The sequence below is a fragment of the Micrococcus sp. IITD107 genome (genome assembly GCF_041927415.1).
Classification (GTDB): Bacteria; Actinomycetota; Actinomycetes; order Actinomycetales; family Micrococcaceae; genus Citricoccus; species Citricoccus terreus.
In genome coordinates, this window is sequence record NZ_JBHFFN010000004.1 from 96,174 (window position 1) to 108,518 (window position 12,345).

The following is a 12,345-nucleotide window of genomic DNA, read 5'->3' on the forward strand; positions in this document are numbered from 1 at the left end:
CCGCCGCGGTCGGCCCGGCGCCTCCGCGAGTCAGCGCGTCAGCCGGCTCGGCCCTCGGACTCCGGCTGATGCTCCGGCCTGGCCTGCACCGGCAGCTGCCCGGTGTCCTTGCGGTCCTGCCGCTCCTGCCGCTCCTTGCGCTCCTGGTAGGCCGCCTCGCCCGGCCCGGCGAACTCCCGGTTGCGCTCCACGGCGGTGATGGATCCGGTGAACATCGAGGAGTCCTCGCTCACCTGCGCCAACGGGGAGGTCTGCGTGATCGGCCCGGGCACGGTGTCCCCGGTCCGGTCGGGACGGGTTCCGGCTCCGGCCTGTCCCGACGACGTCCCCTCACCGGGCGCGCTCGGCTGCGGCTGCTGCGAATCCTCACCGGGTGCAGCTCCCGTCCTGCCCTGCCCGCCCTGGCCGTGGGCCTGCCCGCGGGCCAGCCCGGGGACGGCCTCGAGCATCCGCTGGGCGTAGATGCCCTCCGGGTGGTCAGCGCGCAGGAAGGTCACGAAGTCCTCGCGGACCAGGCAGCGCAGGTCCCAGAGGTCACCGGAGTTGCGGGCCGAGACCACCGCGCGGATCTGGACCATGCCGCCCACGGCGTCGGTGATCTGCATGGAGCACTCGCGCCCGTCCCAGAGCTCCGTGGACTCCACCAGGGCCCGCAGCCGTTCCCGCATGGCGTCCAGGGGCACATTCCAGTCCACGTCCATCAGCACGGTCCCGGACAGCGCTGAGCCGGTGCGCGTCCAGTTCTCGAACGGGGTGGTGGTGAAGTGGCTGGAGGGGTAGATCATCCGGCGGCCGTCCCAGATCTTGACCACCACCGAGGACAGGGTGATCTCCTCGATCGTGCCGAAGGTGTCCTCCATGTCCACCACATCGCCCACGCGGATGGCGTCGGTGAAGGCCAGCTGCACGCCGGCGAAGACGTTGGTCAGGGTGGACTGCACGGCCAGGCCGGCCACCACGGAGAGCACACCGGCTGAGGCCAGCAGGCCGGCGCCGACCGCCCGCACGGAGGGGATGGCCAGCAGGATGGCGGCCACCGCGATCACGATGATCACCGCGTTGAGGATCCGCCGCAGCAGCATGGTCTGGGTGCGGATCTTGCGGTCCCGGCGGTCGTCCACTCCGGCCGCCTGGTACTTGACCAGCAGCCGTTCCTCCACGATCCGCACCACGCGCAGGGCCAGCCACCCCAGGGCAGCCACCACCCCGGCCAACAGCAGGAACCGCACAGCGTCGAACCAGGGCTCACCCTCGGCCGTCAGTCCCAGGGCCACCCGGGCGGCCAGCAGCGCCAGGGCCGTCATCACGGGGATCCGCACCCGCCGGATCTGCTGGCGCAGTTCGGGCCGGCGGCGCAGCACCACGTTGAGCACCAGGGCCACCACGGCCACCAGGGCGATGGCCGCGGCCACCCCGATCAGCATGTTGACCAGGATCCCCAGCACGGGGCCCATCGCCTCCACGGTGCCCTCAGCGGACTCCTGCACCGGGTCAGGGACGGCCTCCTCCACGGGACCGGTGGGATCGGGCCCGGGTTCGGCGAGGGCCACCGGGGCCAGGAGGGACTGAACAGGTGGGGTCAGCAGGGGCATGACCCCAGTCTGACACCGTTCACTCACCGCTCCCTGGACAGGTGGAGAATGGAGACTGAGTCACTCTCACCCGTCTCAGCACCGTCTCCGGAAGGACCCCATGCTCTCCCTCACCGATCTGCGCGGCCAGGACGTCGATCCCCTCTCCGTGCTGCCCCGGGCCGAACTGGATGTGAGCTCCGCGGTGGAGACCGTCCGCCCGATCCTGGACCAGGTCCGTGACGGCGGCGTCCAGGCGGTGCTGGACCTGGGAGAGCGTTTCGACGGTGTCCGCCCTCCCTCCCTGCGGGTGCCGGCTGAGGCGCTGGAGCGTGCGCTGGAGCAGCTGGACCCCACGGTCCGTGCGGCCTTGGAGGAGTCCATCAGCCGTGCCCGCCGCGTGCACAGCGCCCAGATGCCGGAGGACTCCACGGTCGAGCTGGGCGAGGGGGCCGTCGTCGTGAACCGCTGGGTGCCGGTGAACCGGGTGGGTCTCTATGTCCCCGGAGGCCGCGCCGTGTACCCCTCCTCGGTGGTGATGAATGTGGTGCCGGCCCAGGCCGCTGGTGTGGCCTCGCTGGCGGTGGCCTCACCCCCGCAGGCCGAGCACGGCGGGCTGCCGCACCCGGTCATCCTGGCCGCCTGTGCCCTGCTGGGTGTGGACGAGGTGTACGCGGCCGGCGGCGCCCAGGCGGTGGCCATGTTCGCGTACGGCGTGAGGGACGACGACGGCACGCAGGTCTGCGCCCCGGTGGACCTGGTGACAGGTCCGGGCAATGTGTATGTGGCCGCGGCCAAGAGGGCGCTGCTGGGGACCATCGGGATCGACGCCGAGGCCGGGCCCACGGAGATCGCCGTGCTGGCTGATGCCACCGCGGACGCCGCCTGGGTGGCCGCGGACCTGATCAGCCAGGCTGAGCACGACCCCCTGGCCGCCTCCGTGCTGATCACCACCTCCCCGGAGCTGGCGGCGGACGTGGTCCGGCAGATCGAGCAGCAGGTGCCCGGCGCGGCCCAGGAGGAGCGGATCCGCCAGGCCCTGGGTGGGGAGCAGTCCGGGATCCTGGTGGTCTCGGACCTGGACACCGCGATCACCGTGGCGGACGCCTACGCCGCCGAGCACCTGGAGGTGCACACCGAGAACGCCGCTGAGGTGGCGGACCGGATCTCCAACGCCGGCGCGGTGTTCGTGGGCGGGCACTCCCCCGTCCCGCTGGGCGACTACTCCTCCGGGTCCAACCACGTGCTGCCCACCGGCGGCTCAGCACGGTTCTCCTCCGGACTGAACACGGTGACGTTCCTGCGCCTGCAGCAGCAGATCCGCTATGCGGAGACCGGACTGAAGGAGCTCGCGGACAACATCTCCGCCCTGGCCGACTCCGAGGGCCTGCCCGCCCACGGCGCGGCCGTGCGGCTGCGGTTCAGCTGAGTGTGACGTTCTGTGGCGTGAAGGCGGCCCCCGTTTCCGGCACCGCGTTCCGGCATGTGGACGGGGCTTTGACCTGCCCCGGGCCGCTGTCCTAGCGTCATACCCAGAATCACGAGTCCCCGCCGATGCAGCCCTGGCTGGCGGGACGGCAACCCTCTCACGCAGTAGTGGGGTGCTCCAGGTGATGATTCGGTCGCTCGGACCACCCCGGGTGACAAGTACAGCGTCACTGAGTCCAGCGGTCCCGTCCGGGCCGCCGGACAGCCCGGACGGGACCGCTCAGCTGAGCAGAATCGCCCTGGCACAGCCGCGCACGTTCAGGAAGGCCTGACCATGACCGCCTTGGCCACTCACGAGTCCACCGCACTGGAGACGGACACCGTCCTCTGCACCGACCTCTCCGCGCTCTCCCTGCGCAACGCGTTCTCCCATTTCCCCTCCGGCGTTGCCGCCCTGGCCGGCTATGCCGACGGCGTCAAGGAGGGGCTCGTGGCCTCCTCCTTCACCGTGGGCGTCTCCCTCGACCCGCCGCTGGTCTCCTTCGCCGTCCAGAACTCCTCCCGCACCTGGCCTCGGCTGCGCCGCGCCGAACGGATCGGCGTCTCCGTGCTGGCCGAGGGGCATGACCAGGTCTGCCGCCAGATGGCCAGCAAGGACGGAGACCGGTTCGCCGGACTCGGCCTGCAGGTCACCGAGGACGGCGCCGTGCTGCTGGAGGGGGCCGCCCTCTGGCTGGAGACCTCCGTCTACGCCGAGCTGCCGGCCGGGGACCACCAGATGGTGCTGCTGCAGGTCCACGGCGTCTCGGACCAGTCCGGCGAGCACGAGCCGCTGGTGTTCCACCGCTCGGCCTTCCGCAACCTGCGCACGGCCGAAGGCAACCAGTGACGAATCAGTAGGACGTCCTGCATCTTTCCCAGCGACCTCCCAGCTGGCTCCAGGCCCACTCCCACACCCGACTCCTACAGTGGTGACTACCTCATCAAGGTGCGAGTGATGACATAGAGGCCCCGGGCCCGGCGAGAATGCGTTCCCCTCACGCAGCCGGCCCGGGGTCTCTCACTGTCTGCCGCCAGGGCACCGAGACACCTGTGCCTGGCCGCTGACTACGATGTCGGAGATGACTCCTCCACCTCCTGCTTCCAGAACCCCGTCCGGCCCCGTCCGCCTGGACGCCTGGCTGTGGGGCGTGCGCATGTACAAGACACGCTCTGCCGCCACCGCCGCGGTCCGTGCCGGCCACGTCCGAGTCAACGGCGCCCCGGTCAAGGCCGCACAGTCTGTGACGGTGGGAGACACCATCCGCCTGCGCCAACCCGGCCGGGAACGGATCCTGGAGGTGACCGGACTGCTCTCCAAACGGGTGGGAGCACCGGAGGCGGTCCGGCACTACATCGACCACTCACCACCGCCTGTCCCCCGGGAGATGATGGCCGTCCCGGTGCGGGAGCGCGGGGCGGGGCGTCCCACCAAACGCGACCGTCGGCAGATGGATCGGTTGCGCGGACGGGACTCCGAACCACCCCTGTGAGAGCAGACGGGTGAACTCTGGGCGAACTCCGTGTCTGCTCTTTTCGGACGGTGTCCAATCACTGAGGAAGCCAGTACCATCGATCTCGAAGTTGTAGTAGCTGTCCGTCTTGAAGCGGTCCACCAGCCGGCCCCCCGGGCCTGTCGGAGTCGTGCAAGCGGTGCAACACATCGCTTCATCCCGCCGGAACACCGGTGGGCGACACCGAATGAAAGGGGCCATCATGGCTACCGGTACCGTCAAGTGGTTCAACGCTGAGAAGGGCTACGGCTTCATCTCTCCGGACGACAACTCCGCTGACATCTTCGTGCACTTCTCCGCCATCGAGGGCTCCGGCTTCAAGGAGCTGCAGGAGGACCAGAAGGTCGAGTTCGAGTCGCAGCAGGGCCCCAAGGGCCTGCAGGCCGCCTCGGTCCGCCCTCTCTGATCTGACTCGACCGCCCGGCTCGCTCTGAGCCGGCACCGGCACACCACGGCCGCTCACCCACCCGGGTGAGCGGCCGTCGTCGTAGTATCCCTGTCCGCCAGAGCACATTAGGGTGGATCCATGGAATTCAGGTATCTCGGCAACAGCGGACTGAAGATCTCAGAGATCATCTACGGCAACTGGCTCACCCACGCCTCCCAGGTGGAGAACGAGATCGCCCACCAGTGCGTGGCCACCGCCCTGGAGCAGGGCATCACCACCTTCGACACGGCGGACACCTACGCCAACACCCAGGCCGAAGTGGTGCTGGGCGAGGCCTTGAAGGGGCAGCGCCGCGAGTCCCTGGAGGTGTTCACCAAGGTCTACTTCCCCACCGGCCCCAAGGGCCCCAATGACACGGGGCTGTCCCGCAAGCACATCATGGAGTCGATCAACGGCTCGCTGCAGCGCCTGCAGATGGACTACGTGGACCTCTACCAGGCCCACCGCTATGACGTGGAGACCCCGCTGGAGGAGACCATGCAGGCCTTCGCCGATGTGGTGCGTGCCGGCAAGGCCCTGTACATCGGCGTCTCCGAATGGCCGGCGGACAAGATCCGGGAGGCCCATGGGATGGCCCGGCAGCTGGGCATCCAGCTGATCTCGAACCAGCCCCAGTACTCCATGCTCTGGCGGGTGATCGAGCCCGAGGTGGTGCCGACCTGTGAGGACCTGGGCGTCTCCCAGATCGTGTGGTCGCCCATGGCCGAAGGCGTGCTGACCGGCAAGTACCTGCCCGGCCAGGAGCCGCCGGCCGGATCCCGCGCCACCGACGAGAAGGGCGGCGGGAAGAAGATGATCGCCGGCTGGATGCGCGACGAGGTCCTCACCGCCGTGCAGAAGCTCAAGCCCGTGGCGGACAACGTGGGCTGCACCATGGGTCAGCTGGCCATCGCCTGGGTGCTGAAGAACCCCAATGTGGCCGGCGCGCTGGTGGGCGCCTCGCGTCCGGAGCAGCTGGTCGAGAACGTCAAGGCCTCCGGCCTGTACCTGGACGACTCGACCATGGCGGCCGTGGATGCCGCCGTGGGCCACATCGTCACCGACGATCCGAGCAAGGTGGCCGTGCCGGAGGGGCGTCTGACCTGAGGCCCTGGTCACATTCGCTCACATGAGACCTTGCCGAGACGCCAGATCACAGTAAGATAACTCTTACGCCGGTGCTGTCCGTTCCGCTGGACGGAGCGGGCAGCACGGGGCCAACCCTGCAGAGGGACTCCGGCTGATCAGGGGGAGATCATGCCACGCGTCGACTCGACCGTGTCACCCAGCCCCAGCCGAGCGAGCGCGATTCGAGCGCAGTCATCCCCCAGGACCTCTCCTCGCCGCACCGCCTCCGCCCTGACCGGTGCCGCCCTGCTCTGCTCCGCCCTGGTCACCGGCGCCCTCCCGGCCGCGGCCGACACCCTGCCTGAGCCCTCCCCCTCACCGTCCGAGAGCATCACCCCCACCACGGCCCCGCCCCTGGTGAGCTGCCCGGGTCTGCTGGTGATCAGCGGCCGCACCGAATCCGCGCGAGTGGAGGTCGGCGACGCCTCAGTGACCATCACCGCCGGACGCTCCACCGCCGGCGGACAGGTGAGCGTGTCCGGGCTGACCGTCACCTACACCGCCCCCACCGACTACGCCGGAGAGGATTACATCCCGGTCACGGCCACTGACACAGAGGGCACCACGAGCAGCTGCGAGATCACGGTCAAGGTCGAGGCGGCCCCCACCCCCACACCGGAGCCGGAACCGGAGCCGACCGTCTCTCCCACGCCGGAGCCCCCCACTCCCGCCCCTGCTCCGAGCACCACTCCGGCGCCCACGTCCGCACCGCCGTCCACCGGCACGCCGTCCTCCCCGGCACCGGCGCCCACCACCACGTCTGCGCCCACCCCCACCTCGGCTCCCACGGCCACCGCCCCTGCGCCGACCACCTCACCCGGCACCCCCGGCCCCGCGCCCACCTCGGCCCCAGCCCCGTCGCCCGCGCAGCCCAGCCCCGACTCCCCTGCCGAGTCGAACCGTCAGGACGGACCCCTGCTGCCGATCGCCCTGGGCTCAGGTCCGGGGGCCGGCTCTGCAGACGGTGGCACCGCCCCGCTGGCTCCAGGCAGCCCACCGGACAGCACCATCGCCCCGGCGGCACCCACGGTCCAGGAGCCCACGCTGGCACCGGAGACGGTGATCGTGGAGACCCCTCAGGACCAGGCTGGACCGGACGCTTCAGACACCCGTGACCTGGTCTCAGACTCCCAGAGCTCGTCCCTGGTCTGGGTGGTCCCGCTGCTGCTCCTCGCCGCCCTGGCCGTGGGTCTGATCGGCCTATGGCGCAGCCGCCGCGAGGTCTAGACTGGGCGCACACGGCCGGGTTCGGCACCAGCGCCACACCCAGGCCGCCTGACCCACTGGAGGTGCGTGATGTCCCGTTACGAGGATGAGCTCGACCAGCAGTTCGTGGACGAGGTCGAGGACGATCTGGAATCGCCGGAGGACGGCCGTGACGGCTCCCCCGCCGAAGGCTCCTCGGACGATCCTGACTCTTTGGACGCCATCGATCCGCTGCGCCGAGACACCTACCTACTGGACGGGGACGAGGACTACAACCGCGTCCCGGACTATCAGGAGCGCGGCGAGTACTCCGAAGACGATGAGCCCGAGGAGGACGAGGACGATCTGGCCTTCGAGGACGACGGCTCCGAGGCGTTCCGCGACCCGGACAATCCGGACGATGACTGGACCCCGCGCGACCTCGAGGATGAGGACGAGGACGAGCGCTGAGCCCCGGGGCCGTCCCCCAGCTCACCTCACCTAGCTGCGGTCCGGACCGGTCCTGCCGCTGATCACCCGTTCCACCCCGGAGGCGGCCAGCACGAAACAGGCGAACCACACGCCGGCCGCTGGCCCCAGGGGTGCGGCCACCAGACCGGCGAGGGCCGGCAGTGCCACCTGCCCCACCCGGTTGCCCACCAGGCGCAGTGCCAGCGCCGGTCCGCGCCAGGCGTACGGGACGGCCTGGGAGATCTGGGTCATGGTCAGCGGCTGTCCCAGTCCCAGCACGAATCCGCCCGCCGCCATGAACAGCACCGCGAGCAGCATCGACTGCCACACGGTCAGCGCCACCGGCACCAGCCCGATCCCCACGGCGGAGACCAGCAGCGAGACCAGGATCAGCGAGTTCCTGGTCCACCGGCGCGAGATCCACGGCAGGAACACGCGCGAGAGCACCGAGAACCCGCCGCGCACAGCCAGCAGCACGCCCACCCAGAACGGGGCCACTCCGGCCCGCTCGCCCACCAGCGGCATGAACGCGGTGAGGATGTCCAGCATGGCAAGCAGCGCCAGGGCGGCGAACATGTGGGACGGGATCCCCGGCACCTTCAGGATGGCGAGCATCGTGGGCCTGCCTTCAGCACCGGCGGCAGACGCGGTTCCCGACGCCGTCCCCTCTCCTGAGGTGCCTCGGGTCGCCTGAGCTGCCAGGCCGTCGTCGGGGTCCGTGGTGGACCTCCGGCGGGCGGAGCCGCCGTCCGGGCGCAGGGCGAGCATGACGGGGACCGCGAGCAGGGAGATGCCGGCGCCGAGCCAGAGTGAGGCGGTGATGCGGTCGTCGAATCCGGCGTCGGTGGCGGACTCGGCCAGCGTGGTGTTGCCCAGGATGAGCCCGGAGAGCAGCGGTCCAGCCATCTGGCCCACGGAGAACGCCGCCGTGAACCAGCCGAAGGCGGCGTCCATCAGGTGGGCGGGGGCGCGCCGGCCGATGGCGGCCTGGCCGGCGATGGTGAAGACCAGGTGACCCATGCCCAGCACGGCCGAGGCGACCATGATCACCAACACGGACTGGCCCAGCGCCAATCCGACGCCGCTGATCGCCATGACGGCCGCGCCCAGAGCGATGATGCCGCGCAGGGAGGGCAGCCGTGCGGTGGACCGACCCAGCCACATGGCGGTGAACAGCGGCAGGATGGCGTAGGCGGCGGTGGCCAGGCCGATCGCGGCCTCGTCCGCCCCGATCTCGATCAGCCGGTAGCTGGTGACCGGGCGCAGCAGGTTCAGGGAGGTCTGGGTCAGGATGGCGGCCACCACCATCACCCACAGCCAGGTCAGGTCTCCACGGGCGGGCCTGCTGCTGGCGGTGGAGCCGCTGGAGCCGGACCCGGTCACCGGTGCAGTGCCGCCGAGGACGGGGGCGCGAGCAGCGCGCGGGCGGTCAGAGCGAGCATCAGCACCAGGGCGATGATCAACAGCCCGTCCACCGCGATGTACGCGTAGTGCAGGTTGGAGCCGCCGGCGAACTCCCCGGCCAGCACGGCGTCGGTGCGCTGGTTCAGGAACGGGCGGATGGCGGCGAACTTGATCAGCAGCAGCCCCCCGGAGATGAGCCCGAGCAGCCAGAGCCGGTTCGTCCCGGGTGCGGTCAGCCGGGCCCACGGAGGACGTCCGAGGCTGCGCACCAGGGCGACCAGCAGGACCAGGACCAGCACCACTTCGACGATGTTCATGGCGAAGAACACCCGGCGGCCGATGCCCAGTCCCAACGGGATGGTGATGCCCGGCGCGGTGAACTTCAGCGGCGCCTCGATCAGCGAGATCCCGATCAGCAGTCCGAGCCAGACGGCCGGGGTCACCAGCAGCAGCGCCCGCGCCCAGACCGGGCCGCCCGGCCCGGCGGGAGGGGCGGCGGCGGCATCAGCGGCAGCCGCGGTGCGGGGAGCGGACTCGGGTGCGGGGGTCATGCCTCCAGGGTAGACCTGCGGACGGGCGTTCAGCCCTGCTGGCCGCGGGCGGCCGGATGCCGCTGGCCGTAGCCGCGCAGCACCAGGGCGGTCAGCACGCACGCCACGTACACCCCCGCCACCGTGATCCAGCCCAGGGTGAAGTCCCCCGTGCCGTCCCGCAGCGCGCCCATCACCAGCGGACCCAGCGCGAACCCGGTGTACATGCCCATCGAGTTCACCCCGGAGGCCGTCCCGATCCGATGCGCGGGGACCACCTGCATCAGCCCGGCGTTGATCACCACGTTCGCGCCCAGCACGGTGATGCCGTGCAGCGCCGCCCCCACCCAGATCAGTGCGGGGGCGTGCCAGGCCGCCGCACCCAGGAAGGCGGCCACACCCAGAATGGCCCCGGCGGTGATCATCAGCAGCAGGGTGGAGGCCCGCCAGCCTGCCGCCATCCGCCGTCCCCACCAGATCCGGGAGATCACCCCGATCACGCCCGAGGCCGCCGCGGCCACCCCGCCCAGCACCAGGGAGAACCCCAGCTCCTCCACCGCGAACAGGGGCAGGTACACGTTGGTGGCCTGCATGCCGAACCCGGAGAGCATCCCGATCGCCGCGAAGATCCACACCGTGGTGGGCAGACGCGTCGGTGAGGTGGGAGCGTCAGGTGACGGAGCCGGCGTCGGGCCCTGCTGTGAAGGGGCGGCCCTGCCGCCTGCTTCCCGACGACGGCCGGTCACCTGAGGTGAATCCGGCACCACGCGCAGTCCCACGGCCAGCAGGATCAGGGCGACGGCCGCCGCTCCGAGCGCCGCGCCGGTCCAGCCCAGCCAGAGGGCCACCGCGGGGAAGAACAGGCCGGAGAACAGCTGGGAGGCCTGCACGCCGGACTGCTTCACGCCGATCACCCCGGACCGCTTCGCCGGCGGGACCTGCTCGATGATGATGCGGTTGGTGGTGGGGTTGGAGATCGACTGGGCCGGTCCGGCCAGGATCGCGGCGATGATCAGCGCCCAGTACGTGGGGGCGAACGCGCCGACCACGAGCGCGAGCGCCGTGCCCAGGAAGATCAGGATCAGCTGGGCGCGCGGGGTCATCCGGTCGGCCAGGCGGCCCAGCCACATGCTGGAGACCGCGGCGGAGGCGAACACCACGGTGACCACTAGGCCGAGCTGGCCGGCGGTGATGCCCATCTGATCGATCACCAGCGCGGAGGAGACCGAGATGCCGTAGTTGAACAGTGGGCCCACGCCCATGGCGCACAGCAGCACGAACAGCAGCGCCCCGGAGGTGCGGGTGCGCTGGGAGTGCTGCTCGTGCGGCTGGTCTGGCTCGGCGGGGCTGGTCACGGGTTCAGGGTAGCCCCGCCGGCGGACAGGTCAGGACCGGTGACCCACCCGGGACAGGATGGCGGTCAGAGCGGCCCGCGCGGCGGTCCACAGGGTGGGCTCGGGGACCGGGACGAAGCGGGGCGAGTGGTTCACCGGCATGGTGCCCGAGTCCACGGTCTGCTGATCGAACCCGCCGTAGAACCAGAACACGGACGGGACGCCGAGCGCGGTGGGCAGATGGCCGAAGTCCTCCGAGCCCATCTTCGGCTCGGTCTCCAGCACGTTCTCCTCGCCCAGGGTGCTGCGCAGGGCCTCGGTGAGCGCCTGGGTGGCCTCCGGGTCGTTGAGGTTCTTGGGAAAGGTGTAGAGCTCCTCGATCTGCGGTTCCGGGGCACCGGAGGCCTGTGCCTCGGCCAGGATGATGCGGCGGATGGCCGCCAGGACCTGCTCACGGACGTCGTCGTCCATGGTGCGCACGTTCAGGGTGAACTCCGCCCGGTCCGGGATGATGTTCTCCTTCAGGCCGGCGTGGAAGGTGCCCACGGTGACCACGGCCGAACGCAACGGGGCGACCTCACGGGAGACGATCCCCTGCAGGCGGGTGATGATGTGCGCGCCCTGGACGATGGGGTCGATCGAGTCCTGCGGCTGGGACCCGTGGGACTGCTCGCCGAACAGGGTCACCTTCCAGGAGTCGGCATAGGCCATGACCGGCCCGGAGACCAGGCTGACGGTGCCGGCCAGGCCGGGCATCACATGCTGGCCGTAGACGATCTCCGGGTGCGGGGCCTTGTCCCAGAGTCCGTCCTCCACCACGGCCGCGGCTCCGGCCCCGGTCTCCTCGCCCGGCTGGAAGATCAGCACCACGGTGCCGGACCACCGGGCGGTGTCTGCGGCCAGGACCTCGGCGGCGGTGAGCAGGGCCGTCACGTGGGTGTCATGACCGCAGCCGTGCATGACCGGGACCTCGGTGCCGTCCGGGAGGGTGCCGCGGGCCGTGCTGCGGTAGGGCACCTCCGACTCCTCCTCGATGGGGAGGGCGTCCGAGTCCGCACGGAAGCCGACCACAGGTCCGTCCCCGTTGCGCAGGATCCCGACCACGCCGGTGCCGCCGCAGCGGACGTGCTCGATCCCGAGCCGGTCCAGCTGGGTCTCGATGAACTCGGCCGTGCGGTGCTCCTGCATGGACAGTTCCGGGTGGGAGTGCAGGTGCTGGTACACCTCGAGCATCCGCTCGCGCACCTCGGCGGGGATCTCGGGGACCTGGGGGACGGAGGTCTGGGTGCTGGGTGAGGTTCCGGCAGAGGTGCT

At 70.6% G+C, this 12,345-nt stretch carries 12 protein-coding genes and 1 riboswitch; of the genes, 7 read left to right on the forward strand and 5 right to left on the reverse strand.

The features are described 5' to 3' along the window. Positions 1-38 precede the first annotated feature (38 nt). Positions 39-1,592, reverse strand: coding sequence for a mechanosensitive ion channel family protein (locus tag ACEXHE_RS08755; protein WP_374785512.1), 1,554 nt, complete (start codon positions 1,590-1,592; stop codon positions 39-41). Positions 1,593-1,692: 100 nt separating this feature from the next. On the opposite strand from ACEXHE_RS08755, the gene hisD reads away from it, so the two are divergent. The 7 genes from hisD to ACEXHE_RS08790 all read left to right on the forward strand — a co-directional run bounded on the left by hisD (position 1,693) and on the right by ACEXHE_RS08790 (position 7,763). Next, positions 1,693-3,000 carry a histidinol dehydrogenase gene (hisD, locus tag ACEXHE_RS08760; RefSeq protein ID WP_374785513.1) on the forward strand — a complete coding sequence of 436 codons (1,308 nt, stop codon included), beginning with the start codon at positions 1,693-1,695 and terminating at the stop codon, positions 2,998-3,000. 107 nt (positions 3,001-3,107) lie between these two features. Then, positions 3,108-3,227, forward strand: a riboswitch (SAM riboswitch). Between the two features lie 106 nt (positions 3,228-3,333). Then, entirely contained in the window at positions 3,334-3,888 is a 555-nt protein-coding gene (locus tag ACEXHE_RS08765; protein ID WP_091695723.1) for a flavin reductase family protein, read from the forward strand. A gap of 232 nt (positions 3,889-4,120) precedes the next feature. Beyond that, positions 4,121-4,531, forward strand: coding sequence for an RNA-binding S4 domain-containing protein (locus ACEXHE_RS08770; RefSeq protein WP_260061469.1), 411 nt, complete (start codon positions 4,121-4,123; stop codon positions 4,529-4,531). 223 nt (positions 4,532-4,754) lie between these two features. Further along, entirely contained in the window at positions 4,755-4,958 is a 204-nt protein-coding gene (locus ACEXHE_RS08775) for a cold-shock protein (RefSeq protein ID WP_091695721.1), read from the forward strand. A 120-nt stretch (positions 4,959-5,078) separates the two neighbouring features. Next, positions 5,079-6,086, forward strand: a complete 1,008-nt coding sequence (locus ACEXHE_RS08780; RefSeq protein ID WP_260061470.1) for an aldo/keto reductase family protein — start codon at positions 5,079-5,081, stop codon at positions 6,084-6,086. A gap of 171 nt (positions 6,087-6,257) precedes the next feature. Then, positions 6,258-7,334, forward strand: a complete 1,077-nt coding sequence (locus ACEXHE_RS08785) for an Ig-like domain-containing protein (protein WP_374785514.1) — start codon at positions 6,258-6,260, stop codon at positions 7,332-7,334. 69 nt (positions 7,335-7,403) lie between these two features. After that, entirely contained in the window at positions 7,404-7,763 is a 360-nt protein-coding gene (locus ACEXHE_RS08790; protein ID WP_091695711.1) for a hypothetical protein, read from the forward strand. Between the two features lie 30 nt (positions 7,764-7,793). On the opposite strand, the gene ACEXHE_RS08795 is transcribed toward ACEXHE_RS08790, so the two are convergent. Genes ACEXHE_RS08795 through ACEXHE_RS08810 form a run of 4 tightly spaced genes read right to left on the reverse strand, consistent with a single transcriptional unit; the run spans position 7,794 to position 12,264 of the window. Beyond that, the gene (locus ACEXHE_RS08795) at positions 7,794-9,146 is read right to left on the reverse strand and encodes an MFS transporter (RefSeq protein WP_374785515.1); all 1,353 of its coding nucleotides are present in this window, start codon (positions 9,144-9,146) and stop codon (positions 7,794-7,796) included. After that, positions 9,143-9,718: a hypothetical protein gene (locus tag ACEXHE_RS08800; protein ID WP_374785516.1), complete on the reverse strand. Its 576-nt coding sequence runs from the start codon at positions 9,716-9,718 to the stop codon at positions 9,143-9,145. Before ACEXHE_RS08800 ends, ACEXHE_RS08795 begins: the two co-directional genes overlap by 4 nt. A gap of 29 nt (positions 9,719-9,747) precedes the next feature. Continuing rightward, complete coding sequence (locus tag ACEXHE_RS08805) at positions 9,748-11,052, reverse strand: MFS transporter (RefSeq protein ID WP_374785517.1); 1,305 nt, start codon at positions 11,050-11,052, stop codon at positions 9,748-9,750. 30 nt (positions 11,053-11,082) lie between these two features. Continuing rightward, the gene (locus ACEXHE_RS08810; RefSeq protein ID WP_374785631.1) at positions 11,083-12,264 is read right to left on the reverse strand and encodes an amidohydrolase; all 1,182 of its coding nucleotides are present in this window, start codon (positions 12,262-12,264) and stop codon (positions 11,083-11,085) included. Positions 12,265-12,345: the final 81 nt, after the last annotated feature.